Raw genomic sequence first — 24820 nt, 5'->3', positions numbered from 1 at the left:
TTTATCAACTGCCGGCTACCAAAGATAACCAGCGCCTCGCTAGAAGCACGTTTGCTTCGTAACGAACAATAACTAGTATAGCGCCTACCCTCCTACTCGTCAATAGTTTTTTGATAATTTTTGGAAAGTTTTGATTACGGTAAAAGGTGTTATTGTGCATTTTTAAATATTGGCTGCAATTTATTAATTTATTTCAATGATATACTATACTTTACGCTTCTTTAAATTTAACATTTATCTAAATAAGATTAAAAATGCGACTTTTTGTAAATATTTGTGGTAAAAATTTTGGTTTTCGTATAATTAATATAGAATTTATTCTTTAACTAATAGTATGAATCAATTTTATCCATTGATTTAGAAAGATTTCCAAACGGGAAAGGAGGCGAATATGGCTTGCTATATTCTAACAACAAAGAAACGTGACCAACGTTTGTTCCGTAAAATCTTAACCGATCCACTAATTTTTGAAACACCACGTGAGCTTTTACTAGCGATTCATTCAAATAAACGTGGACCAATTTTAATTATTGATTTGGAAATTAGTGGTCATGAGAAAATCGGCTTTCAAACTGCCGAGCTAGTTAAAAAGAACAATCCCAGCGCTCAAATTATTCTTTTAGCTGAAGATAGTCGACTGGCGAACTATTGTTTTGAATACCAGGTTGGGGTCCTAGACTTTATCATCAAAAACAATCGCGATTTGACCTTTCAAAAACGTCTACTGCGTGCCGTGGATAAGGCCCAATACAATCTGCACAAAATTTTTTATACAAAACCCAACTTTGTTCGTTTCCCAAACGGGACACGGTCAACATTAATTGACCTAACACACATTATTTATATTGCCTGTGAGAAGGGAACACATAACCTAATTTTACATGAGCACGACCGAATCACGAAAATCAGGGCTACGCTAAAGACTGTCGTCCCACTCCATAAAGACATTTGTCAGATTCACTCGAGCTTTGCCATCAATTTGAACTATTTAAAAGACTATCAGCCCAAGAAAAGGATCATTACGTTATCAACAGGCAACTCCTTACCAGTTTCTCGCCGCTATGCAAGTGAAGTTCGAATGCATACGACATGGTTTACTCAACCACCCAGCAAAGATGAAAATCCAAACTTCAAACGCAATGATTAGACAAAAAAAAGCCATCACAACATACCGAGTGGTTGTTGTGATGGCTTTTTGAAAACTGATTTAACTAATTTGATAAACAAAGAGGGACGATACGTAACCAAAAATTACTTATTAATTGTAATATCGCTTGCCTTAACGTCATCCCCAAAGAATGGTGCCAAGTTCTTTTGATAATCATCCGTAAAGAAACCGTTATCGTTCAACTTCTTAATTTCATCGTTAGTCCAATTCAAGACACTCTTGTTACCCTTTTGAACTCCTGGGGCGATATAGGCTTGGTCACCTAATTGCTTAATGCCGACCTGATAGTCTGGGTGATCCTTAACCCAGGCGAAGAGGTATGAATTATCATCCGTAATGGCATCTGCTCGTCCATCACTCAAGGCAGCAAACTGTTGTGTCTTTGAGTCAAACTTCAATAACTTGGCATTCTTGTACGTTTGCGTAAAGTATGTTTCCGCCGTTGTTCCCTTATTGACAATCAAGTTCTTGCCATTCAGCTGGTTAACGTTAGTAATTAAGTTTGTCTTCTTTGAAGCGACACCAATTGAAACCTTCATGTATGGCTTAGCAAAATCAATTACTTGCTTTCTTTCTGGTGTAACCGTGAAATTAGCGAGGGCAATGTCGGCCTTACCAGAATTCAGGGCATCCACTCGAGCATTGGCGTTAACCTGAACGTACTTAACCTTGACACCAAGGTCTTGACCAATTTTCTTAGCCAAAGCGATATCGTATCCTTGACGCTGACCGTTTTGATCAACCCAACCGTAAGGCTTCAAATCACCAAAGACAGCAATTTTAATTTCGCCAGACTTTTTAATTTGCTGAATGGTCCGACCATTCTGACCGGAACTGTTCTTTGCTGTGAAAGCATGGACGCTAAAAACGCCAATAATAATGACTAACACGGCTACCACTGACCAAATAATTTTCTTTTTCATTGTTTTTTTCCTTATTAATCAATACCAAGTTTCATATTTCTAGAAAGACATACTGTCCAAAAAGTCACGAGCTCTCTTAGTTTGTGGTTTCTGAAAGAATTTTTGCCCGTCTTGTTCTTCCACAATTTCGCCACTATCCAAAAAGATGACCTTGTCAGCAACTTGTTTGGCAAAATTCATTTCATGGGTGACCACAACCATCGTCAATTCTTGCTCTGCTAATTGTTTGAGAATTTCCAAAACTCCACGAACCATCTCCGGATCCAGTGAAGCCGTTACTTCATCAAAGAGCATTAGTTTCGGATTTAAAATCAGCGCGCGCACAATGGCCACTCGTTGCTTTTGACCACCGGATAGTTGTCGTGGATAATAATCTTCAAATTTTTGTAAGCCGACCTCGGCCAATAACTGCCTTGCCTGGTCTAAGACTTCTGTTTCATCTCTTTTCTGAACTTTCAAAGGACCTAACGTAATGTTTTGCATCACAGTTCGATTCGGAAAGAGATCATAACTTTGGAAAACCATCCCAATTTCGTGTTTGATTGTCGCAAAGGCTTTTTTGTCACGTGGGTCGATCTTTTGACCGAAAATTTCTAAGTCACCGTTATCAAATGATTCGAGCCCATTAAAAGTACGAATTAACGTTGATTTTCCTGAACCCGATGGACCCAAAATCACGGTTACCTTATTTTCGGGAATGGTCAGGGTAATGTCTTTTAAAACGGCCTTATCGCCAAATTTTTTATTTAAGTGACTTGCTTGAATTATTTCATCTGTCATTAGCAACGACTTTCCTTTCAATTTTCTTGCTTAACCAGGTGAGGGTGCCGTTGATTAAAAAATAAAAAAGGGCAATTAGACCGTATACGATGAGTGGCACCGCACGGTTTGATGAATTCGCCTCTATAATTTGCTGCCCAACCGTAATAACTTCCGTCACCGAAATCAATAACAGGATGGAGGTTGTCTTAATAATCCGCGTACTCAAGTTAATATAAGCTGGCAAGATATTGACCAAACTTTGTGGCAGCAATACATAGCGATAACTCTGCCAAGTCGTCAGTCCAATTGCATAGGCACTTTCTTTTTGTCCCTTAGCAACTGATTGAACAGCGGCACGAACAATATCTGAAAATTCAGCGCCAAACCATAATGAGAAAACCAAAACGCTCACTGTCGTGGCGGGTAAATTTAAATTCAAATCCCGTGGGAAGGTGTAATAAAACAAAAAGAGCAGGGGAATCGTTGGCACGATTCGAAAAATTTCCAAATAAGTGCGGAAAAAGCCTCGTTCAGCCCCCGTAACGTTCGACCACAACAAACCCAAAAAGCCACCAAGAATTGTGCCAAAGAAAATGGACAAAACCGAAATTTCAATCGTCACACCTAATCCCTCAATTAGACGGTTAATGTTGGTTCCTGCAAGGATGAGATTAATTGCTGAAGTTAACACGGCGCAGCCTCCTTTCAAACCAAGAAAGTCCCAGCGAAAGGGGAATTAAAATAATCGCGTAACTAACGACCATCATCAATAAATATTCATTGCTGCGATAATTCTGACCAATTAGATCTAATGCCGTATTGGTAATCTCAGGAATCGCAATTACCGTAAAGATGGACGTTTCCTTAATTAAAAAAATAATATTGGCGCCAATCGCTGGTAATGAATACAAAATTCCCTGCGGAAAAATAACGTACCGTGCCAGCTGCCAGGTACTTAACCCAATCACTTGTCCTGATTCCACCTGAATCTTAGGTACTGCCTCTAAACCACCCAGAAAGGCATCTGCCATATAAGACCCACCTAGAAAAATCAGGCCAATGATGGCTGTCTGCTCGGCCGGTATTTTTAGCCCAATGCCAGGTAAGCCATAGTAAATAAAAAACAACTGGATTAGCAACGGCGTATTTCGCGAGACTGCTATATAAGCCCGCAATACTTGGTGGCCAATTACTTGATAGTAAAGGCAAAAAGCAGCAACAATTCCTAACAAAAGGGCACCAATAATTCCAATGGTTGCCAATTTTAACGTTAGGAAAAATCCGGTAATGAAAGCCGGAATTGCCTGTTGGATGTATATCCAAGACATAAAATTCTCCCTATTTTCACAACGAGAATCAACGGTATCCCCAAAAAAGGCCACAAAAAAAGCAACTCCAAAAATTGAAGTTGCCTTTCAGTCACATCTTAATTCATTCCATGAAAGTCATCTAATACTATTGGTAGCTATTATCAAACAATGCAACGAAAATCTATGCGTGACTTTTTTGAGGACCATCTTCTCAATTTTTGTGTTTATCACGTTCTCGATATGTTCGTTGCATACACATTCGCATGAGTGGTCCTCCTCTTTCCTCTTAATCTAAAATGATTATATATTGATGAGTTTAAAATGTCAACTTTCTCATTTTCCAAAATAAATTTACTAACATAAAAGGTGCAAATCATTTCGACGAAAATGATTTGCACCTTCAAAGATATTTTGTCCTTCACTACTGCGGTGTTTGATTTTGATTATTGATCAGAATCTGTATCGTTTTGGTCAGCCTCTGCTCGAGCAACTAAGTCACTGACTTGGTCGCTAACAGGGGACTGGCTATTATCTGCTTCTTCCTGGCTTTCGGCCAAAGCAGCTTCTGGACTCTCATCGTCCATCTCAACCGGTTCCAGCTTCGTTAAGGTGGCTACCTTACTGTCATCTTCCAAACGAATCAAACGAACGCCTTGCGTTGCTCGACTGGTTTGACTAACCGTATCAACGCTGAAACGAATCATGACCCCTTGGTCGGTGGTGACCATAATGTCTTCATCACCATCAACCGTGACCATGCCGGCCAGTGGTCCGTTCTTTTCGGTAATGGTTGCCGTCTTGATTCCCTTACCGCCACGACCCTTCACAGGGTATTCGGTGGCAGCTGTTTGCTTTCCATAGCCCTTTTGACTAATCACAAAGACCTTGGAATCCGGAATTAAGATATCGGCACCGATAACTTCATCCCCGTCGCGCAAATTGATTCCCCGAACACCAGCGGCGCCACGACCCATTAAACGGACCGCTTCTTCCGCAAAGGTGACAGAGTAACCATTCATCGTGGCAATCACAATATTTTGCAAACCATCTGTCTGCAAAACCTTCAAAATTTCATCATCGTCGCGAAGAGTCAATGCCTTCAAACCGGACGTCCGAATATGAGCAAAGTCTTGCACCTGTGTGCGCTTAACAATACCCTTACGAGTGACAAAGAAGAGGTTATCCTGGCTTTCAGCCGGATTACCATTCACAGAAAGAAGGGTTTGAATCTTTTCATCTTCTTCAAAGTTCAAAAGATTAATCACAGGAATTCCCTTGGCCTGACGGCCGTATTCAGGAATTTCATAGCCCTTCATTCGATAGACTTTTCCCTTGTTGGTAAAGAAGAAGAGGGAGTCATGCGTTGAAAGGTTCACCAACTGGTCGACAAAGTCTTCATCATTCAGATTCATCCCCTGAACACCACGACCACCACGGTTTTGTGCCTTAAACTCGCTCGCTGGCACCCGCTTGATGTAGCCGTTATTAGTCAAAGTGACAATAACGTCTTCTTCTTCAATCAAATCCTCGTCTTCGATGCTGGTAACATCACCGACTTGCAATTCTGTTCGGCGTGGATCACCAAAGCGATTTTGAATTTCAAGCAATTCGTCATAAATCAACTGATCGATTCGTTCTTGGTGAGCCAAGATATCCTTCAAATCAGCAATCAAAGCAACCAACTTTTGGTATTCGTCCTCTAACTTATCGCGTTCCAAACCGGTCAACCGGACCAAACGCATATCCAAAATAGCCTGTGACTGCTTATCAGAAAGGTCATAGCCTTCAATCAAGCGTGTCTTGGCTTCATCAGACGTTTTGGATGAACGAATAATATTGATGATTGCATCAATGTGGTCGAGGGCAATGCGCAATCCTTCTAAGATATGTGCCCGCGCTTCGGCCTTCTTTAAGTCAAAGCTTGTCCGACGACGAATAACAGAACGCTGGTGGTCCAGATAAGCAACCAGGATTTCCTTCAAACTCAGTGTCTTAGGGGCACCATGGTCGATGGCCAACATGTTAAAAGAAAACCCAGTCTGCAAAAGGGTTTGCTTGTACAAGTTATTTAAAATAACTGAGGCGGAAGAATCCCGTCGAACGTCGATTGAAATTCGCAAGCCTTCACGATCGGTTTCATCGCGAATACCGGTAATGCCTTCAATCTTCTTATCGCGAGCTAACTCCGAAATTCGTTCAATCAAGCGCGCCTTGTTCACGGCATAGGGGAGTTCGGTTACAATAATCTGCTCCCGACCTGATTTTGTCGTTTCAATATCGACCTTGGCCCGAATCGTAATCGTCCCACGACCAGTTTCGTAGGCCTTTCGGATCCCAGCCTTACCCATCACGATCCCACCAGTTGGAAAATCAGGACCAGGTAATGCTTCCATCAAATCAGCGGTTGTTGCTTCCGGATTGTTCATCAAGATATGCAAGGCCGAAATGACTTCACCCAAGTTGTGCGTTGGAATGTTAGTTGTCATTCCAACGGCAATTCCGGTTGCCCCGTTAACCAAGAGGTTTGGGATTCGAGCAGGCAAAACCTCTGGTTCGCGTTCTTCACCATCGTAGTTTGGCACAAAATCGACCGTATCCTTGTTCAGGTCACGGACCATTTCCATCGCCACTTTCGACAAACGAGCTTCCGTATATCGCATGGCAGCGGCGCTATCACCATCGACAGAACCAAAGTTTCCATGACCATCTACCAACAAGTAGCGGTATGAGAAGTCCTGCGCCATTCGGACCATTGATTCATAGATTGCTGAATCACCGTGAGGGTGGTACTTACCCATAACATCCCCGACAATACGGGCTGATTTCTTATGGGGCTTATCCGGCGTATTGCCTTGCTCAATCATCGAATACAAGATTCGACGATGAACGGGCTTCATCCCATCGCGGACGTCAGGCAACGCCCGGGCCACAATTACTGACATGGCATAGGACAAGAATGACGTCTTCATTTGCTCGGACAAATGCGTATTTTGAATCCGAGTATCCATTTCTTCTGGCATTTCGTTTACTCCTCGTCAAACACGACCGACAATTAAATATCGAGGTCTTGAACAAAGACCGCGTTATCCTCGATAAACTGACGCCGTGGTGGCACATCGCCACCCATCAACATATCAATCACAGCATCTGCTTCTTCGGCATCGGCCGGGTCAACCCGCAACAACCGTCGGTTAGCCGGATCCATCGTTGTATCCGCCAATTGGTCGTAATCCATTTCTCCAAGACCCTTATACCGCTGCACCTTTGGCTTAGCATTACTTGGTAATTGAGCCAAATAGTCTTCTAGTTCTTTATCGGAATCCAAATAAGTCATGTTCTTGGAATTTCCCAAAGAAACACCGTACAAAGGTGGCTGGGCGATATAAATATAGCCAGCATCAACCATTGGACGCATATAGCGATAGAACAGCGTCAACAACAACGTCCGAATGTGGGCGCCATCGACATCGGCATCCGTCATGATAATAATCTTGTGGTAATTGGCCTTTTCGACATTAAAGTCATCCCCAAAACCAGAACCCAAGGCTGTAAAGAGGGAACGAATTTCTTCGTTGGCCAAAACTCGGTCAAGAGTTGCTTTCCCAACGTTCAAGATTTTTCCACGAATTGGCAAAATAGCCTGTGTCAGGCGGTTACGACCCTGCTTAGCAGAACCACCGGCGGAATCACCCTCGACAATAAAGAGTTCTGAAATTTCAGGATCCTTTGAGGTATTGTCGGCTAATTTACCAGGCAAGTTTGAAATTTCCAAGCCTGACTGCTTTCGGGTCATTTCGCGAGCCCGTTTGGCTGATAGGCGGGCACGCTGAGCCAGTGAACCCTTTTCAACGATTTGCTTAGCGACCGCTGGGTTTTCCATCATAAAGCGTGAAAAAGTCTCAGAGAACATCCGGTCAGTTGCCTGACGAGCATCCGAATTACCCAACTTCGTCTTTGTTTGCCCCTCAAACTGAGGGTCTGGGTGCTTAATTGAAACAATGGCCGTCATACCTTCCCGGACATCTTCTCCGGTTAATGATTCGGCCCCTTCTTTAATAATCTTTTGCTTCCGAGCATAGTCGTTAATCACTCGGGTCAAAGCCGTCTTAAAGCCAGTCTCGTGCGTACCACCTTCATAGGTGTTGATGTTATTGGTAAATGTTTTCAGATTTTCTTTGACACCCGTTGTATATTGCAAGGCAACTTCAACGACGATGCCGTTTTCTTCCCCTTCAACATAGACTGGTTGGTCAAACAAAGCTTGCTTATCTTCATCAAGGAAAGAAACGTATTCCTTAATACCACCCTCAAAATGGAAAGATTCCTTCAGTGGCTCATCCGAGCGCTTATCCTCGATTGAAATCCGCAGCCCTTTGTTCAAGAAGGCTAATTCTCGCACACGGGTTAACAGAGTTTGATAGTTATAAACGGTTGTTTCTTGGAAAATGTCAGCATCGGGTTTGAAGTGAACGATTGTTCCTCGTTCGATTGGCAATGGCCCATCTTTTTTAGTCATTGGGGTTTTGACATGACCCGTTTGAAAATCCATATAGTAAAGTTGACCATCACGAACAACTTGGACATCCAATGACGTTGAAAGGGCATTGACAACAGAGGCTCCAACACCGTGAAGACCACCAGAAACCTTATAACCGCCACCGCCAAACTTTCCACCGGCATGCAAAATCGTAAAGACGGTTTCCAAGGCTGGCTTGCCCGTCTTTGACTGGATATCAACCGGAATTCCACGACCATCATCCGTGACGGTAATGGAGTTATCCTTCTCGATTGTCACAGTAATATGGCTAGCAAAACCGGCCAGGGCTTCATCGATTCCATTATCGACAATTTCCCAAACCAGGTGGTGCAAACCTTGGGCCGTCGTTGTCCCAATATACATCCCCGGACGCTTTCGAACGGCCTCTAAGCCTTCCAAAACTTGGATTTGGTCCGCATTATAGGCATCCGCATCCGTATGCATTTGACTTGCTTCTTCCGGATTTACTGCGGCAACTTCTTGATTTTCTGGATACTCTTGCTCTGCCATCATTCTCCTTTACGCCATCATGGCTACTCTTCCACTTGAACATGACCGGCTTTGACGATAAAAATTTTTGGTTCCTTAATCAACTGACGGGCTACTTCTGTTAGGGAAGGAGCCGTGATAAAGGTTTGGACCTTGTCTTGAATGGCCATTAAAAGGTGCGTTTGCCGGTTGGCATCCAGCTCACTTAAAACATCATCCAAGAGCAAGACGGGGTACTCACCCGTTTCTTGGTGCATCAACTCGATTTCACCAAGTTTTAAGGCCAGGGCTGCCGTTCGCTGTTGTCCTTGTGACCCAAAAACCGCCACATTGGCTTGGTTCACGTCGATAATAAAATCATCTCGATGTGGTCCTGCCAAAGTAGTGCCTTGCCGTTTTTCTCGATCGGCATTCTTCTCAAAGACCAACGAAAGGGCCTCTTGTACTTGGTCTTTTTGCATATTCTCTTCAACTGGAATCGCCGTTTGGTAATGTAAGGTTAAAACCTCTTTTTGGCTTGCTACTTCCTGATGAATCTGATTTGCCTGGGCCTCTAATTTGGTTAAAAATTTCTGCCGAGCCAAAATAATTTGACTTGCGACGTCGATTAGCTGCTCAGTTAAGACATCTAAAAAAATCTGGTCGCGCTGGCCACCCTGTGCCCAGGCCTTTAGGTAGGCATTGCGATCTTTGAGAATTTTTTTGTATTGGCTACTTTGCTGTAAATAGAGTTTGTTCATTTGTCCAAACTCGATATCGATAAAACGGCGCCTAACCGTCGGTGCTCCCTTGACCAAATCCAGGTCTTCCGGAGCAAATAAAATGACGTTTAGCTGACCGATGTAAGTCGACAGTCGGGATTGATCAAGATGATTAACCCGAGCCTGTTTACCTTTAGCCGACCAAGAAAGGGAAAGGGGAGTTTGACCAAACCGATTTTTGATTCGCCCAGCAATTTTGGCCTCTTTTTGGCCCCACTGAATCAAATCCTTATCGGTTTTTGTCCGGTGAGAGCGGGCCAATGCTAGCGCATAGATGCTTTCCAAGAGGTTGGTCTTTCCCTGGGCATTTTCACCCAAAAAAACGTTAATGCCACTTTGGAAATGCAAATCAGTTTGATCATAATTACGGAAATGGCTGAGGGACAGCTCGCTTAGTTCCAAGAGCCTGGTCCACTCGGCTTTTGATTCGATGACCGCTGAACCGCTTTTTTATTTGCTCGTTGTTGACGAGACATTGCTGTTTGGCGTTTCTTTTCCTTGTGTGCTGCTTGCTTTTGACTAGCAGCAAACCGAGCTAAGATTGCCTGTTTTTCAGCTTCTTCGGCTTCTTCCTCTGCGCTTTGATTATCAATCAAATAGCGCGTTCCTTGGAAGTCAACCTGATCACCTGGGTACAATTTCTTGCCCCGGCGATTTTCTTCTTCGCCATTTAACAACACTGATTGCTCAGCGAGAAAAGCTTTTGCCTGGCCACCAGAAGCAATAATGTTTTCCATTTTAAGCAACTGGGCCAGGGTAATATAAGCGGTTTTAATTGCTACGCGTTCAGCCATCGTTTTCCCCGATTTCTTGGTAAATACTTACCCCGTTATTATACCATACTTACGCTAATTTGCCCCTGAGAGCCGTTTTTAGCTCAATTTCTTTCGTTTGGGCATTCATGCCAAAGGGGTTAAAAATCAGTAGAAGGCTTTTTTGTGCAAAATGGCACAAAAAAAGACGCCAACCAAATTAGACGTCTCTTTCTAAAGAATGCATTAAAATGTGCGAACTGGTGTTACCAACTGGAGCTGTTTATTATCAGTTTCGCCTTCAGGAATGATAATGAAGGGCCGTAAGTTGGTCGTAAACTTCAATTCAACCGTCTTTCCCTGCAAAACACGCAAGGCATCACGAACATAATCCGGGTTAAAGGAGATTTCCAAATCTTCGCCAACAACTTTTTCAGCTGTTAATTCTTCCTTCACCTGACCAACTTCTTGTGAATTGCCAGAAAGTTGCGCTTGACCATCTTTAATGGTCAGCAAAATCACGTTATTGCGTGATTCATGTGACAGCAAAGAAGCACGGTCAATAGCACCTGACAGAGCAGCCGCATCAATTTGTAGTTCAGTGGTTGCTTCACTTGGAATCAAGCGATCCGTTTCTGGATAATTTCCTTCTAACAAGCGTGAATAGAAAGTTGTTTTGCCAAAGATAAAGGCAGCCTGGTTACTTGAAAGCTTAATTTCAACACGGTTTTGACCATCTAACAACGATTGCAATTCATTAAAGGCCTTTGCTGGAATAATAACCGATACCTTATCGGTATTTTCAGTTCCAGTTAGCGTTACGATTCGTTGCGACAAACGGTGTGAATCAGTCGTGACGGCTTTAATTTGATTGCCATCCAACGTTAAATGAATTCCCGTTAAAATTGGTCGACTTTCTTGCGTTGAAGCCGAAATTTTTGTTTGCGCAATAATTTCGACTAATTGCGCAGCCGAAACCTTTAATGATTTGCTTTCTGATAATTCAGGTAACTTTGGATAAGCAGAACTTGGTTGACCATTAATTTTAAATGATGCTGAACCAGAAGTAATTAGTGCTTGCAAACCATCAATTTCAAGGGTCATCTTGTCAGCAGGCAAATGCTTGACAATATTAATAAAGAAAGTTGCTGGTAAAGTAATGCCACCTGTACTTTCAACGACCAATTCATTAGTGGTGTCACTGGCTTCCAGTGCAATCTTAATTGAGATATCAGCATTTGACCCAGTTAAGATAAGGTCTTCCTCAGTCAAATCCAATTTAATGTTTGTCAAAATCGGAATAGTTGTTCGAGATGAGATTGCGCGAGCAACATCATTTAAAGCTTTGATAAAGGCTTGACGGTTAATCGAAAATTTCATGGCGCACGGCCTCCTTTATGGTCGGTACATTTATATTATATTAGTATTATTTAACTAGTAGTAATAATAAGGGCTGTGGAAACGGGGGATTGAAGAATGAGGCCTAATTTACTCACTTTTTGCCTGTTGATAACTTTGGGACTAACTTAATAGAAAAAAGCGTGTTATCCACAAGGCTTATTTTCCATTTTTTATCTCGTTTGCGAGGTCTTCGATCAGCTCTTTTGTTTTTGGTTCCGTTTCAACTTGTTCGGCAACCTTGTTGTAGGCATGCGAAATCGATGAATGGTCACGGCCACCGAATGATCGACCAATATCGGGTAATGATTTGTTTGTCATGGTACGTGTAAGGTAGATGGCAATGTGTCTTGCCGTTACTAAATCAGCCTGACGTCTGGAGCCCTGCATATCGGCAATTGTTTGCATAAAGTAGTTGGCAACGGTTTCTTGAATCCGTTCCACCGTAATCTTTTTGCCTTGGTCGATGTTCAGCTCGGTCAAAATTGATTGGGCCGTTTCAATGGTTGCCGGCTTATTCATGAAGCGAATCTTGGCTTCAAATTTATGAAAGGCGCCTTCCAAAGAACGGACGTTGGTATCAATCTTTTCGCCAATTAATTCCAGGACCTCGTTTGGAATATCGAGATCATTGCGTTCTTGTAGGTTCCGCAAAATAGCGACTCGGGTTGGTAAATCAGGCTTTTGAATGTCCTGGGTAATCCCGGCTTCAAAGCGAGAGGTCAACCTAGTCAGCAAGTCTGGAATATCGGTTGGATAGCGATCGGAAGTCATGACGATTTGCTTGCCGGCCTTGGTTAAGGCGTTAAAGGTATTAAAGAATTCTTCTTGCACCTTTTCCTTACCCGACCAAAACTGAATATCATCAATTAAAAGCATATCGAGCGATCGGTATGTTTTTTTAAATTTAGCCGTCGCATTCGAATCGGCCTTGTTTCCTTCACGGAGCGAATCCGTAAAGTCATTTAAAAAGTCTTCCGCTGTCGCATATTTGATGCTGGCATTTGGATGAGTTGTGGCATATTCGTTACCAATCGACTGCATCAAATGCGTCTTACCCAAACCAACCCCTCCATAAATAAGGAAGGGGTTGTAAACTTTGCCAGGTGCTTCAGCAACGGCTAAGGCCACTGCTAAGGCATTTTCGTTCCCTGCACCTTTGACAAATTTATCAAATGTAAAATCAGAATTTAAATCGTTTTCTTGGGAGAAAGGAATTTGGGTGGGTTCGTTATAGCCGTTGAAATTAGCGTTTGTTTCGGCTTCGCTGTCTTCTTCGACCTTTAGTTCTGGTCGAATGAAGTCACCGGTAATTTCGTTGGCATGTTGGACGAAGTCCATGGCATATTGTTGTGTATTCCATGCCTGGATGATATCGGCGGCATGGTCGGCAGGGACAGATAAAACAAGTTTGCCATCTTTAAAGCCAATTGGCGTAAGTGGGGCGATCATTGCTTCAAAACTGACAGGACCGGTTGTTTTGTAAAGTCTGAGACTGACCTCTTTCCAGAGGACGTCGGGATCAAGTTGTTTTGACATGTAAATCTCCAAGAAAAATTAGATAACGGATGAAGCTATGCTGAATATTATAGCAAAAAAAAGGGGTAAAGACTAGTTATCCACAGGAAAGCGAATAAAAAGAAAGTTATCACGCTTGGGGACTAATAACTGTCTGTCATGTGGAGAAGAAAGGGAACAAATTTTCGGGTTATCCACATATCAACAAAGTTATCAACGACGAAAAGGGGATTATGCTCGTTTTTCCTGACTTTTTCAACGTTATCCCCAGAAAGCAGTCCCCAACCTGTGGATATGTGGATAAGTCGGGCATAAGGTGTGAAAAGACAGTTATTGTCCCCTTGTGTCCACAACCTTGTGGTTTTCTTTTGGATAAAGCCGTGGAAAGCTGATTTGACCCGATTTTAAAATTTTTAGTATTTTAGCTGGAGACTTTGGTGCAAAACTTGCCTCAAAGGCGGATCCGTGGTATGATTAGTCTCGAATTGCAAGAAATTTTGCAGACAAATTATTAATGGAGGAAATATAGATGAAGCGTACATTCCAACCAAAGAAGCGTCATCGCGAACGCGTACACGGTTTCCGTAAGCGTATGAGCACTAGCAATGGCCGTAAGGTATTGGCTCGCCGTCGTGCTAAGGGCCGTAAGGTATTATCTGCCTAATAAGGTCGCTGCATGCAGTGGCCTTTTTATTTTTATTGGATTTTTAATGCAGGGTTTTCCTGTGTACATAAGTGAACGGTGATTTAGGTAAGAGACCATGCGCAAGACATTTCGGATTAAAAAACCAGCCGAATTTCAAAACGTCTTTGACCACCATCAATCGGTGGCAAATAAGTATTTTGTCTTATATCGGTTAAAAAAACAGAATCAAAAACATTTCCGTCTTGGGCTTTCAGTTGGTAAAAAAGTCGGCAAGGCCCATGACCGGGTTTTTGTTAAAAGACGAATTCGACAAGCTTTTTTGGAATTAAAACCAATGTTGGATTCTGAAGTTGACATTTTAGTGATTGCAAGACCAGCTGCAGCACACCAGTCCCAAGCTTTTATTAAGAAACAACTGGAACATGTTTTAAAGCTTGCCAAACTTTTAAAGGAAGAAAATCATGACTCGAATCAATAAATGGGTAAAAACAATTGGCTTTTTGCCGTTGCTCTTAGCAGCATTGGCGATTGTTGGCATTGTTCTTGCTGACCTTTCATATAGTGGCCATGTTGCAGGTTCAGGACTTTGGGGTGGCTTTGTAGCCATCTTTATTCGTTCAATCTTGGGCGTTTCTTCTTGGTTCTCATCTTCATACGGACTTGGAATCATTGTCTTTACGGTCTTTGTCCGTTTCCTGATTTTGCCGTTGATGGTCTATCAGATCGATTCCATGAAGAAGATGCAGGGCTTGCAAGATGAAATTAAGGCCTTGCAGGATGCTTATCCTGGTCGAGATACGGAAAGTCGTCAGTTGTTAGCTACTGCTCAACAGCAGCTTTACAAGGACCGTGGCATTTCACCCTTTGCCTCAATGCTGCCTTTGTTAGTTCAAATGCCAGTTTTGATTGCTTTGTACCAGGGGATTCATAATTCACCAGTTTTGCGTTCTGGTTCTTTCTTGTGGTTGAATTTGGGTCACCAGGATCCTTATTTCATCTTGCCAGTTTTGGCCGCTTTGTTTACCTTTGGCTCTTCTTGGCTGTCAACGCAGGCTAACCCTCAGCAAAATGCGATGACAAAGGCGATGCCATATGTCTTCCCATTCCTAATTTTGTTTACGGCTTTGGCTGTTCCTTCTGCTGTTTCACTTTACTGGGTAGTGGGAAACTTATTCCAGATGGTGCAAACATTCTTCTTGCAGAATCCATTTAAGATGCGTCGTGAACGTGAAGAAGCCTTAGCTTTGGAAAAAGAAAAAGCGCGTAAGGTCCGTAAGGCCCAACGTTCAAAGAAGCGTAAAAAGCGTTAATTTTTATTATTGAAATCAAATCACGGCAATGACTTGCTGTGGTTTTTTTGTTTGTTTACTTTTATAGTAGAGAAGAGCGTTTGCTGGTCTTGAAGGATTGTCGAGCAGCGGTTTAATTAGATTGTTTTTTTTGCTATGATACCTAGTGTTATTTTCTTTTGAAAATTAGTGAGGGAGGGTCATCATGATTGAGATGTTAAAGCAGACACCAAAGTTTTCTTGGTATCATATTACCGATATGAGTCCTGCTGATGAGAAAACACTTTTGGACGACCATGGTTTAACAGAACAAATGATTGGCTATGCGGATGATCATAACGAAAGTGTTCGAATGGAGTTTGATCCTGAAGCGGATGAGGCCTTAATTATTTTAGATGTCATCTCAGCCGAACCAGAACCGGTTTTAACCCGTCCTTTAGGGATTGTGTTGGTTAATGGTAATCTATACACTTTTGCGCATCGTCCAACGGATTACATTAAGAAAAATTTTTTAAATGGTGATACGACCTTTCATCGCTCCGATGATGATGAAATGTCGGTCTTTGAGTTTATGGTGACGGGGATTTACCCGTTAATGACCATGTTTGGTGATGAAATTACTGAAATTAATCGGCAAAGACGGGCTATTCAGGCACAGTTTGGTAGTCGTAAGCAGTTAACAAAGCATACAAATGACTTGTTGCACCTGCAAATTCAGATGATTTACCTGCAAAATTCGTTAGCGAACGACTTGATTATGTTTGATCAAATTCGGCGCTCATATGAAAACCATGTTTCGGAAGCTGATTTAGACCGTTTAGATGCCGTTCGGGTCGAGGTTGAGCAGGCGCGGGACATGGCTGGTTTAGCAATGGAAGTCATTAATGCCGTTGCGGATGCGACAGGGTCTCTTGGAAATCGGGATTTGAACTGGACGATGAAGGTCTTAACTGTCTATTCAATTGTTTTTACGATTCCGACGATTGTTTCTGGTTTCTATGGTGAAAACGTTGATTACTTACCATTTGCGCATGGCGCTTCGGGGTGGTGGGTGACGATTATTATCATGTTCTTAATGATGATTGGTGCGACCTATTTGTTCTATCATTATGGTTTTTTGAAAAAGTAGACAAAGACCCTGGTTTTTATTCTGTGTTGCCGTATAATAAATTTATAACAAAAATATTTCAAATGTTGTGAGGATATTATGTCGAGAAAAAAACGGAAAAATGAATTTATCGAGCAGCGTGACTTGTTATTAGAGAAGTCTTCTGCTGGCTGGGTTTCTTTCCGCCGCTTTTTGTTTGCGCCTAATCTTTTAACCTTTGTGATTTCGGTTGTTGTTGGTAATGCTTTTGGTGGTGCAATTAAGGACTTAGTGAGCTTGCTAGCAAGCTTTATTTCCTTTGTCTGGCGTTGGGTGTTTACCAAGGGACATCCTTTATACTTTGCGGGGACACAGCAGGCTTGGTCTGCATTTGTCACTTCATTTTTAACGATGATTTCGATTGCGTTGGCAGTTTACTATACAATTCAATTTATTAATAATAAGTTAATTAATTCGGAGAGTGAAAAATGGGGTTATGATGAACCTCATGAAGATATGATGGCACTGCAGAAACTACAACGTGAAAACAATGATTTAATTAAAAAGAATAATGAATTGCAGGAAAAAGTTTTGCAGGCACTAGCAGATGGTAAGCAAAAGAGTTAGTCTATAGGGAGAGGGAAGTAGTATGAAGCAAACAACAGTTATCGTCACGATTATCGCTTTGGTGTTGATGTTTATCTCAATTGCCAGTTGGATTTTTAAGCAAGAAGGCTTTTCACTAGTTTGCGCCAATTTGGGGACAGTCATTTTGTTGATTGCCTACTTGTGGGATAATCGTCGCAAGGATGATAAAGATTAAGAAAAAGTAAAGAACATTGATATTTGCTAAAGCTAAGATTCCTTCTTGGCTTTTTCTTTACTTTTCTTTAGTGGTGTTTCACGTGAAACATTTTTACCGGCTGTTTCACGTGAAACACAGAAAGGATGAGAAAATGTTATTTAAAGATGCCCAAGTGACAATTGATCCTGTTGAGGTGCCAGCTTATGTTGACCGTGTTGTCCAAAATCAAAAATACGGTCCAGAGGAGTACCAACTTTTTGATATTTACTTACCAGCGGGTGACAAACCACACCCCATTATTTTGGATTTGCAAGGTGGCGGATTAGTTCGAGGAGTGAAATCATCCTTTAAATTAGGACCTTCATTGAAATTTGTCCAAGAAGGTTATGCAGTCATTTCAATGAACTATGCATTGATTTCGACAAAATCATTTTCTTTTCCAAAACAAGTAGCAGAAATCCGTGCTGTTTTGTCAAAAGTTAAAAAAGATGCACATGAGTATCAGTTAGAAGCTAATAGCGTTGATTTGATTGGAGAATCCTCAGGAGCACAATTAGCAATGCTGACAGCTGCATCCGTTACTGCTCAGGTAAAATTAGGACGAATTGCTGCACCAGATGATTTAGCTGATTTGCCAGAAATCAAACATGTGATTGCCAATTACGGACCATATGAATTTGATCAATTTGCGCGACAGTTTAAAGAAGAGGGGATTCAACCTAAGTATGCGGAATCAGGCCAGGCAATTTCGTTTGAAGGGCTCGCTTTGGCAGGACTAGCAGTCGATGAAAATCCAATCGGTGTTAGTCAAGCAAATCCGGCGAATTACTTTACTCAGAAGACACCGGCTGTGTTAGCTTATGCAGGTAGTGCTGATCAGGTTGTGCCACATCAACAAAGTCTTGATTTGGTTGCGCGGTATCAGGAAATGACAGGGAAAAAGGCCACCTGTCATATCATAGAGGGTGGCAAACATGGTATCTTTGACTATGATACACCGGGTATTTACCAAGAAAAGCTGACTTTCTTGAAAGATAAAGACTGAAACAACGCTTAAAAAGATGTTAGAACGTAAAAAAGAAGGTAGGATTTTATTCCTACCTTCTTTTTATTGATTTAAAATTTGGTTCACAACGGTGGCGGCTTCAGTGAAGGCAATCGTTTGAACGTGTGGTCGTGGAATGACAGTGGTAAACCAACTTTGCCCTTCCAATGGGATACCGGTGACAAACAGGTTTGGAATTGACTGATTTTCTTTGTTGAAAACCGTAAATGTTTTCAAATCAACCTTAATGGTGTTTGCTAAGGGAGCAGTCCCGTCCTGGTTGATGATGCGGTTATCACCGACAATTAACCCGTGTTGACGAAGTGATTTTAACAAAGGGCTTTTGGCGGTACGGAAATCAGGACGGCCGAGGCGCGCTTCGATTAAAGCAGTTCCTTGATAATGCTCATCAAATCGGTCAGTTGCCGTAAAGAATTTATGGTCATGGGCGACACTGAAATTTGGACCGGCAATAGTGACCTGCTTGGCTTTAATTAAGGCCAAAAGTTGCCGTGTTCGGATTAATGGGGGACCAACCGATAGTTGCGTATCAAAAAGTTTGAAGTCAGTTAAGAGCTTTTGGTAATCATCTTCATCAAAAAGACGGTCATTGTAGAGTGTTCGTACAGTACCACGGACATCACGGAGAATGTCATAGGCACCAGTTAATGGCGACTGATTATTGCCAAGTGCAGCTGAATCGATATCCTTTTTTAAATGCTGAACGAAGAATTTGCGGAAAGCAGATAAAGAAGTAACATCACGGGAAGGCGTTGCTTCTTTTTCCCATGAAATGTGCACATCTAATTTGAGATGGAATTCTTTATTAACATGTGGCCAATTTTTTGGATTTTCTAGAAAAACCAAGATTTCTTCTTTTTCTGTATCAGATAGCTTATCAAGAAGGTTTACTTGGTTAATCAGGTATTTGTAGGTCATCTCTTGATCTAAGACATGGCGGAAGGTGTTGTAGGGCAGGTGACCACCATTGTCCTTGGCAATTCGCTGCATGTGTTCAAGGGTAAAGAACCGTGGCTGGTAGAGTTCACTTGGTCCCTTTTGATTAAGGCCATGTGCCCGTGGCGGTAGACCTGAACCAGACCCAATAATTAAGTGTGGTTCGTTACCAGATGGATGGTAAATTAATGAACCATCTTTTTTAGTTAAAAAGAAACCACCTTTACCAGCAGTTAAGGAGAGTAGATCATCAAAGAATGAAAGCCCGAGCCCTTGGACTAAAACAGTGTCCTTTTCATTTAGACTTGAAAAATCATTTTCTGCTGGGTGAGAAGCGGGATAATAATGGAAGCCCTTTTGCTTGGCGAATTTTTCCAAGTCTTTTTTCTTCTCACTTAGTTCGGCATCAAGGTGTCCGAGAGCCAAAACAACTTTATCAGCGAAGAAATGATTATAATCAGTGGTAGTAATGTTAAAGCCGGGATTAGCAGCTAGCAAGTTTTTAACAGCTACTTGGTGAAAGCGGATTGAAAGATTGCTAGGACAACCCTTTAAAATTTCTTCGTAGAACCAAGCAGCATAAACACCCATTAAACCACGAGAGGCATAGTTAGTCATTGAGGTTAGTGATAAAACTTCCTCACGGTAAGCCATTGGATACTCGGGATGTTGTCCTAAGAAGGGCAGGGCATAAGATTGAGCCCAAGTAAGCAAATTTGGGGTTAAATCATTACCTCGGCGTTCACCGATATCGTAGTCGTTAAATAAAGTAACCTGGTTAGGGTTGGTGTTCATTAAATAAGTTTGATTATTTTCAAAAAAGGGATTCCAAACGCGACCACCAACGGGATAAGGGTCAAAAATGTTAATTGTTAAGGCTTGGTTTGTATCAGCTTTTTGAATAAGACGGTCGAGAATTGCAAGATTTCTCGGACCCGCTCCGATTAAAGCAATTTGCATGGGGACTCCTGTGTCAAGCGAAAATAAAAAGCCAACGAAAAAATGAGCGCTAGCTATCAAAGATGAATTTTAAAAATTAGATTAGAAACGTTACAAAGAATATATCTAAAATTTATAATATTTCTTAAACTTATTCTACTCTAAATATGATTGAAAAAAAAGGTAAGTCGATTAAATAGGTAACAAATGAAAAAAGAATTTGTTATAATAGGCTTATCATCTGTTGGCAAAGGTTTACTTCCATGGAAAAACAGAAAGTTAGCGGTCGCTGTAAGCTAACCCATTCTTAAACTGAGTTACACAACAGGAATCGATGACGTCAAGTCGCGTTAAGACTAAATGAGTGGCCTTAAAAAGGCAATTTAGGTGGTACCGCGGACAATTCGCCCTAATCAGTGATGATTAGGGCTTTTTTTGTCCTGATTTTTAACTGAGACGAACGTGTCGGTAATCAATGGAGGAAAGCAAAATGAATTTTATTGAAGATTTGAAGTGGCGTGGGGCGTTAAACCAGGTTACCGATGAAGAGGGCTTGTTGAAAGCAATGGAAGCAGGCCAAATCGGGGCCTATGTTGGCACTGATCCAACGGCCGACTCCCTTCACTTGGGGCATTTGATTCCATTTATGGTTTTGAAGCGTTTCCAAAAGGCTGGTGGAAAGGCCGTGATTATTGTCGGTGGGGCAACCGGATCAATTGGGGATCCTCGGCCAACAACTGAACGCCAATTGCTATCAGAAGAACAGTTGAAAGTGAACGAAAAGGGTATTGCCGCCCAAGTTACTAAGCTATTTGGATCAGACGATACGACAATTGTTAACAATGCCGATTGGTTGAGCCCAATGACATTGCCAGAATTTTTGCGTGATTACGGAAAGTTGTTCTCTGTTAATGTCATGCTGAAGAAGGATGTCGTTGCTTCTCGCTTGGAAACGGGTATTTCTTATACCGAATTTACTTACCAGATTTTGCAGGCCATTGATTTCTTGCACCTTTGGCGTGAAGAAAACGTGCGTTTGCAAATCGGTGGTTCTGATCAGTGGGGGAACATTACCGCCGGTGTTGATTTGATTCATACGGTTGAAGGGTCCGATGCACCTGCCTTTGGACTAACAATTCCATTGATGACGGATTCAACGGGTAAGAAGTTTGGCAAATCAGAAGGGAACGCCATTTGGCTGAACGCCGAAAAGACATCACCATACACGTTCTACCAATTCTGGTACAACCAACGTGATGAAGACGTCGTAAAGTACCTGAAGTATTTCACTTTCTTGAGTCCAGAAGAGATTGCTGATTTGGAAAAGGAAGTTGCTGAAAATCCTGGTGCCCGTCTTGGCCAAAAGCGTTTGGCGGAAGAAGTAACAGCCTTTGTTCACGGTCAAGCAGCCGTAAAAGAGGCAGAAGCGCTTTCCAAGGCATTGTTCTCGGGCGATGTCGCAACGCTTTCAGTTCAGCAAATTCGGGACGTTTTTGCAGGTGTTCCAGGATTTGAAACAACGAGCGCTAAGCAAAATGTGGTTGACTTTTTGGTTGAAGCCGGTATCGAAAAGTCTAAGCGTCAAGCACGTGAAGACGTAACGAACGGTGCGATTACTATCAATGGTCAAAAGGAAACGGATGTTGAGGCCGAAGTAGACCCAAGTGCCAACTATGATGGTCAATACATCTTGGTTCGCCGTGGTAAGAAGAAGTATTTCTTGGGAACAGTTAAGTAAGATAAGGTGACAAAAGGCCCTTTAGTAGGTCTTTTTTCTTTTAAAAAAATAAATAAAAAGAAATCTTTTTTCTTTAATTTTAGTTTAATCTCGATTCCCTATACTTACAGTATCGATATAGCGATATATCGGACATCAAAAACTTCATCTCGGCACATCTATAAATACTTCTCTCTAAACCTAATTTATACCTTCTCTCCCGTGCCGAGGTGGAGGTTCAGCAGATGGACGACCCCCTGATTTTTATCAGGGGGCCTTTTACTACCTGAAACTTTATTGGTAATGGGCGCTGGGCTTTTGAATGCGTGCGGGTCTTTGTTATAATGGGCGCAGAGACTGATTTTTGCGACAGTGCTAAAATTGTCAAAAACAGAGACCGGCAGCGCAGAAATTATCCTCAGATCAGTATCAAGACAAAGGAGACATAGTTAATGTCATTACTAGAACTGCATCACGTGTCAAAGAACTTCGGTTCTTACCAGGCCTTGGATAACGTTTCGTTTTCCGTAGAGCCTGGGCGAATTGTTGGGTTGATTGGTCCTAACGGGGCTGGGAAGTCGACAGCAATGCGCGCTATCACTGGATTAATGTCTTATAGCGATGGGGAAATCATTTTTGATGATGAACGCATCCGCTTTGCCAAGAATAAGTCATTGGCAAAGATGGGAAATTTGATTGAATATCCAGCGATTTACCCTAATTTCACTGCACGTGACCATATGACATACTATGCTATGGATGCCAAGGATCATGCAGACATCGATGAATTGATGAAGATTACTGGTATCGACGGCGAAAAGTTTGGTAAGCGTAAGGCAAAGAAGTTCTCATTGGGAATGAAGCAACGCCTTGGGATTGCTATCGCCTTGGTTCGTAATCCAAAGTTTGTTGTTTTGGATGAACCAATGAACGGTTTGGACCCACAATCAGTTCATGACATTCGTGCCTTGATTCGTTCATTAGCTGACAAGGGTGTGGCCTTTTTGATTTCTTCACACTTGTTGGATGAATTGCAACGTTTGGCTGATGATGTCGTGATTATTAATAAGGGAAAAGTCTTGCGTCGTGAAAAGATGGTGGACTTCTTGGCCGAAGGGAAGACACAGGTCAAGGTTCAAACTAGTGATAACGACAAGATGTTGGCTGCAGCCAAGGCTGCCGGTTGGGACGCCTCAATGGGCGATGACCGTGTCTTGATTGCTGTTCAGGGCGATGTGACGGCACAAAAGGTGTTAAAGCTTGCCACTGATGAAGGGCTTGAAGTAACGGATATTCAAACTGGTCAAGGAAACTTAGAGGACCATTTGTTATCTGTATTGTCAACTGACGCCACTCGGGCCTAGTCAACGAAGGAGAATTCATGTTTACGTTATTAAAGCAAGAAACAATGAAGGCCTGGAAGCAAAACCGGGTCTATATCTGGGCAATTATCGCCTTTGTTCTACCAATTATTACTTTGACTAGCTTTGTTCCAATGGCTAGTCAAGCATCAGCTTATGGTTCTTTGGGTGGTTCAAGTATTATCATTACGATTGGGATGCTGGTCTTAACAGCCCTATCATTTACGCAGGAATTTACTTTTGGAACAATCCGTCCCTTACTGTCACGTCAGTATTCACGGCTTCAAATCTTTTTGGCTAAGATTATTACGGTCATTGTTGAATACTTCCTCTTGATCGTTTTCTCACTCGCAGGAACAGCGATTGGTCGTTTAATTTTCAGAGCAATGCATGATGGCTCAACTGAAAAGCTTTACACTACTTATTACACATCTCTTGATTGGAAGTCATTCCTATTTGCCTTGTTGATGAGCTTTGTTGGTTCATTATTCTTGATGGCAATTGTTCTTTTGGTTTCAAATATTGCTAAGTCTTCTGCTGCTGCAATTTCTTTGGGAATCGTGATGTCAGTTGCAACTAGCATCTTGTCAGCAGTGACTTCTTCATTGATTCAACTTTGGGCCCCATTAAAGTGGAACCCATTGACGGTCCAAAATGTTGTCTCTTATTATAGTGGCACGTCAGACTTTAATAAGAGTATCCATTCTTACTTCGGTGCTGGTTCTTGGGTCCTTTTCGTTGTTTATGGTGCCTACGTCTTGGTTATGTACGCCTTGGCTTACTGGGTCTTCAATCGACGTTCTGTCTAATTTAAAATAAAAAAAGACTGCCGTAGCAGTCTTTTTTAGTACATACATGCGAATAATTCTAAAAACAAGTCTTTTCTTTCTGTTTGGCTTTGATAAAATAGGGTTAGGAGAAATCTTATGTCAAGAAAACCACCAGCATATAATGACAAGCAACGGATTTTACGTCTTTATTCCGTCCTGATTTCTAAGCAATCAATGGGCGTGGATGAAATCGAAAACCTTTTCTTCGTCGGTCGCAAGACCGTTCAGCGCGATATTGCTGCGATTCGTGAGTTTCTTGCGGATCTGCAGGTCGAAGATGAGGTCAAATCAGAGATTATCTTTGATCGTAAAAGTAAAAAGTACCGGTTGACCGAGCGTGAACATCTTTTTGAGGTTTTTGACCGGATTAATACCAATGGTTCTGGAATGGAATTTTAAAAAAGCCCAAGCATAGTGATATGAACCCCAAAATTAGGACATGTCATTGAGCGGCCTTGAGGACTGACGCCCGATATTCAATCGGTGTCAGTCCTTTTAGTTTGCTCTTAATTCGTTTTGTATTGTA

24 protein-coding genes are annotated in these 24820 nt (G+C 42.0%); 12 read left to right on the top strand and 12 right to left on the bottom strand.

All coding sequences use genetic code 11. The annotated features are described in order from the left end of the window. The first annotated feature begins 391 nt into the window (after nt 1–391). On the top strand, nt 392–1147 hold the full coding sequence (locus tag AABI08_RS08135; RefSeq protein ID WP_338344437.1) for a LytR/AlgR family response regulator transcription factor: 756 nt from the start codon (nt 392–394) through the stop codon (nt 1145–1147). A gap of 104 nt (nt 1148–1251) precedes the next feature. Here the strand turns inward: AABI08_RS08135 and AABI08_RS08130 are convergent, their stop codons facing one another. The 10 genes from AABI08_RS08130 to dnaA all read right to left on the bottom strand — a co-directional run bounded on the left by AABI08_RS08130 (nt 1252) and on the right by dnaA (nt 13639). Then, nucleotides 1252–2091, bottom strand: coding sequence for a transporter substrate-binding domain-containing protein (locus tag AABI08_RS08130; protein ID WP_338344438.1), 840 nt, complete (start codon nt 2089–2091; stop codon nt 1252–1254). Nucleotides 2092–2130: 39 nt separating this feature from the next. Continuing rightward, nucleotides 2131–2871 (bottom strand): amino acid ABC transporter ATP-binding protein, encoded by a 741-nt coding sequence (locus tag AABI08_RS08125; protein WP_338344439.1) that lies wholly within the window; start codon nt 2869–2871, stop codon nt 2131–2133. Continuing rightward, nucleotides 2861–3544, bottom strand: a complete 684-nt coding sequence (locus AABI08_RS08120) for an amino acid ABC transporter permease (protein WP_338344440.1) — start codon at nt 3542–3544, stop codon at nt 2861–2863. Before AABI08_RS08120 ends, AABI08_RS08125 begins: the two co-directional genes overlap by 11 nt. Further along, nucleotides 3525–4181 (bottom strand): amino acid ABC transporter permease, encoded by a 657-nt coding sequence (locus AABI08_RS08115; protein WP_338344441.1) that lies wholly within the window; start codon nt 4179–4181, stop codon nt 3525–3527. The genes AABI08_RS08120 and AABI08_RS08115 overlap by 20 nt, the downstream gene beginning before the upstream one ends. Nucleotides 4182–4606: 425 nt before the next feature. Beyond that, a complete protein-coding gene (gyrA, locus tag AABI08_RS08110) occupies nt 4607–7183 on the bottom strand; it encodes a DNA gyrase subunit A (RefSeq protein WP_338344442.1) in 2577 nt (858 codons plus the stop codon). 32 nt (nt 7184–7215) lie between these two features. After that, complete coding sequence (gyrB, locus tag AABI08_RS08105) at nt 7216–9210, bottom strand: DNA topoisomerase (ATP-hydrolyzing) subunit B (protein ID WP_338344458.1); 1995 nt, start codon at nt 9208–9210, stop codon at nt 7216–7218. A gap of 23 nt (nt 9211–9233) precedes the next feature. Next, nucleotides 9234–10352, bottom strand: a complete 1119-nt coding sequence (gene recF, locus AABI08_RS08100; RefSeq protein ID WP_338344443.1) for a DNA replication/repair protein RecF — start codon at nt 10350–10352, stop codon at nt 9234–9236. Next, nucleotides 10343–10744 carry a S4 domain-containing protein YaaA gene (gene yaaA, locus AABI08_RS08095; RefSeq protein WP_338344445.1) on the bottom strand — a complete coding sequence of 134 codons (402 nt, stop codon included), beginning with the start codon at nt 10742–10744 and terminating at the stop codon, nt 10343–10345. The genes recF and yaaA overlap by 10 nt, the downstream gene beginning before the upstream one ends. A 204-nt stretch (nt 10745–10948) precedes the next feature. After that, nucleotides 10949–12082, bottom strand: coding sequence for a DNA polymerase III subunit beta (dnaN, locus tag AABI08_RS08090; protein ID WP_338344446.1), 1134 nt, complete (start codon nt 12080–12082; stop codon nt 10949–10951). A 177-nt stretch (nt 12083–12259) separates the two neighbouring features. Next, the gene (gene dnaA / locus AABI08_RS08085; RefSeq protein WP_338344447.1) at nt 12260–13639 is read right to left on the bottom strand and encodes a chromosomal replication initiator protein DnaA; all 1380 of its coding nucleotides are present in this window, start codon (nt 13637–13639) and stop codon (nt 12260–12262) included. A gap of 508 nt (nt 13640–14147) precedes the next feature. On the opposite strand from dnaA, the gene rpmH reads away from it, so the two are divergent. The 7 genes from rpmH to AABI08_RS08050 all read left to right on the top strand — a co-directional run bounded on the left by rpmH (nt 14148) and on the right by AABI08_RS08050 (nt 18490). Continuing rightward, on the top strand, nt 14148–14282 hold the full coding sequence (rpmH, locus tag AABI08_RS08080) for a 50S ribosomal protein L34 (protein WP_047975516.1): 135 nt from the start codon (nt 14148–14150) through the stop codon (nt 14280–14282). A 97-nt stretch (nt 14283–14379) separates the two neighbouring features. Continuing rightward, nucleotides 14380–14742 (top strand): ribonuclease P protein component, encoded by a 363-nt coding sequence (gene rnpA / locus AABI08_RS08075; protein ID WP_338344448.1) that lies wholly within the window; start codon nt 14380–14382, stop codon nt 14740–14742. Continuing rightward, complete coding sequence (locus AABI08_RS08070; protein ID WP_338344694.1) at nt 14726–15574, top strand: membrane protein insertase YidC; 849 nt, start codon at nt 14726–14728, stop codon at nt 15572–15574. The genes rnpA and AABI08_RS08070 overlap by 17 nt, the downstream gene beginning before the upstream one ends. Nucleotides 15575–15758: 184 nt before the next feature. Continuing rightward, nucleotides 15759–16682, top strand: coding sequence for a magnesium transporter CorA family protein (locus tag AABI08_RS08065; RefSeq protein WP_338344450.1), 924 nt, complete (start codon nt 15759–15761; stop codon nt 16680–16682). A gap of 78 nt (nt 16683–16760) precedes the next feature. Continuing rightward, nucleotides 16761–17267 carry an MscL family protein gene (locus tag AABI08_RS08060; RefSeq protein WP_338344451.1) on the top strand — a complete coding sequence of 169 codons (507 nt, stop codon included), beginning with the start codon at nt 16761–16763 and terminating at the stop codon, nt 17265–17267. Nucleotides 17268–17289: 22 nt separating this feature from the next. Beyond that, a complete protein-coding gene (locus AABI08_RS08055) occupies nt 17290–17463 on the top strand; it encodes a hypothetical protein (protein WP_338344452.1) in 174 nt (57 codons plus the stop codon). Between the two features lie 133 nt (nt 17464–17596). Next, nucleotides 17597–18490: an alpha/beta hydrolase fold domain-containing protein gene (locus AABI08_RS08050; protein WP_338344453.1), complete on the top strand. Its 894-nt coding sequence runs from the start codon at nt 17597–17599 to the stop codon at nt 18488–18490. Nucleotides 18491–18553: 63 nt separating this feature from the next. On the opposite strand, the gene AABI08_RS08045 is transcribed toward AABI08_RS08050, so the two are convergent. Continuing rightward, nucleotides 18554–20407, bottom strand: coding sequence for an FAD/NAD(P)-binding protein (locus AABI08_RS08045; protein WP_338344454.1), 1854 nt, complete (start codon nt 20405–20407; stop codon nt 18554–18556). Nucleotides 20408–20876: 469 nt separating this feature from the next. Between AABI08_RS08045 and tyrS the strand changes: the two genes are divergently transcribed. From tyrS to AABI08_RS08025, 4 genes are all read left to right on the top strand, one after another. Further along, on the top strand, nt 20877–22124 hold the full coding sequence (gene tyrS / locus AABI08_RS08040) for a tyrosine--tRNA ligase (RefSeq protein WP_338344455.1): 1248 nt from the start codon (nt 20877–20879) through the stop codon (nt 22122–22124). Nucleotides 22125–22555: 431 nt separating this feature from the next. Then, the gene (locus AABI08_RS08035) at nt 22556–23467 is read left to right on the top strand and encodes an ABC transporter ATP-binding protein (protein WP_338344456.1); all 912 of its coding nucleotides are present in this window, start codon (nt 22556–22558) and stop codon (nt 23465–23467) included. A 17-nt stretch (nt 23468–23484) separates the two neighbouring features. Next, nucleotides 23485–24273 (top strand): ABC transporter permease subunit, encoded by a 789-nt coding sequence (locus AABI08_RS08030; RefSeq protein ID WP_338344457.1) that lies wholly within the window; start codon nt 23485–23487, stop codon nt 24271–24273. Nucleotides 24274–24390: 117 nt separating this feature from the next. Then, nucleotides 24391–24693 (top strand): hypothetical protein, encoded by a 303-nt coding sequence (locus tag AABI08_RS08025; protein WP_047975194.1) that lies wholly within the window; start codon nt 24391–24393, stop codon nt 24691–24693. A gap of 43 nt (nt 24694–24736) precedes the next feature. Here AABI08_RS08025 and AABI08_RS08460 read toward each other — a convergent pair. Then, the coding region (locus tag AABI08_RS08460; protein WP_421823473.1) for an IS3 family transposase at nt 24737–24820 on the bottom strand (84 nt) is incomplete at its 5' end.

The organism is Fructobacillus evanidus (assembly GCF_963580165.1).
Taxonomy (GTDB): Bacteria; Bacillota; Bacilli; order Lactobacillales; family Lactobacillaceae; genus Fructobacillus; species Fructobacillus evanidus.
This window is presented reverse-complemented; position numbering and strand designations above follow the sequence as displayed.

Bases quoted from the DNA above. Each gene is read 5' to 3' on its own strand.
- rpmH (WP_047975516.1), top strand. From the start codon at position 14,148: ATGAAGCGTACATTCCAACCAAAGAAGCGTCATCGCGAACGCGTACAC.
- tyrS (WP_338344455.1), top strand. From the start codon at position 20,877: ATGAATTTTATTGAAGATTTGAAGTGGCGTGGGGCGTTAAACCAGGTT.
- AABI08_RS08060 (WP_338344451.1), top strand. From the start codon at position 16,761: ATGTCGAGAAAAAAACGGAAAAATGAATTTATCGAGCAGCGTGACTTG.
- AABI08_RS08045 (WP_338344454.1), bottom strand. From the start codon at position 20,407: ATGCAAATTGCTTTAATCGGAGCGGGTCCGAGAAATCTTGCAATTCTC.
- yaaA (WP_338344445.1), bottom strand. From the start codon at position 10,744: ATGGCTGAACGCGTAGCAATTAAAACCGCTTATATTACCCTGGCCCAG.
- AABI08_RS08065 (WP_338344450.1), top strand. From the start codon at position 15,759: ATGATTGAGATGTTAAAGCAGACACCAAAGTTTTCTTGGTATCATATT.
- AABI08_RS08035 (WP_338344456.1), top strand. From the start codon at position 22,556: ATGTCATTACTAGAACTGCATCACGTGTCAAAGAACTTCGGTTCTTAC.
- AABI08_RS08055 (WP_338344452.1), top strand. From the start codon at position 17,290: ATGAAGCAAACAACAGTTATCGTCACGATTATCGCTTTGGTGTTGATG.
- dnaA (WP_338344447.1), bottom strand. From the start codon at position 13,639: ATGTCAAAACAACTTGATCCCGACGTCCTCTGGAAAGAGGTCAGTCTC.
- AABI08_RS08135 (WP_338344437.1), top strand. From the start codon at position 392: ATGGCTTGCTATATTCTAACAACAAAGAAACGTGACCAACGTTTGTTC.
- dnaN (WP_338344446.1), bottom strand. From the start codon at position 12,082: ATGAAATTTTCGATTAACCGTCAAGCCTTTATCAAAGCTTTAAATGAT.
- rnpA (WP_338344448.1), top strand. From the start codon at position 14,380: ATGCGCAAGACATTTCGGATTAAAAAACCAGCCGAATTTCAAAACGTC.
- AABI08_RS08050 (WP_338344453.1), top strand. From the start codon at position 17,597: ATGTTATTTAAAGATGCCCAAGTGACAATTGATCCTGTTGAGGTGCCA.
- AABI08_RS08030 (WP_338344457.1), top strand. From the start codon at position 23,485: ATGTTTACGTTATTAAAGCAAGAAACAATGAAGGCCTGGAAGCAAAAC.
- gyrA (WP_338344442.1), bottom strand. From the start codon at position 7,183: ATGCCAGAAGAAATGGATACTCGGATTCAAAATACGCATTTGTCCGAG.
- gyrB (WP_338344458.1), bottom strand. From the start codon at position 9,210: ATGGCAGAGCAAGAGTATCCAGAAAATCAAGAAGTTGCCGCAGTAAAT.
- AABI08_RS08115 (WP_338344441.1), bottom strand. From the start codon at position 4,181: ATGTCTTGGATATACATCCAACAGGCAATTCCGGCTTTCATTACCGGA.
- AABI08_RS08070 (WP_338344694.1), top strand. From the start codon at position 14,726: ATGACTCGAATCAATAAATGGGTAAAAACAATTGGCTTTTTGCCGTTG.
- AABI08_RS08130 (WP_338344438.1), bottom strand. From the start codon at position 2,091: ATGAAAAAGAAAATTATTTGGTCAGTGGTAGCCGTGTTAGTCATTATT.
- AABI08_RS08125 (WP_338344439.1), bottom strand. From the start codon at position 2,871: ATGACAGATGAAATAATTCAAGCAAGTCACTTAAATAAAAAATTTGGC.
- AABI08_RS08025 (WP_047975194.1), top strand. From the start codon at position 24,391: ATGTCAAGAAAACCACCAGCATATAATGACAAGCAACGGATTTTACGT.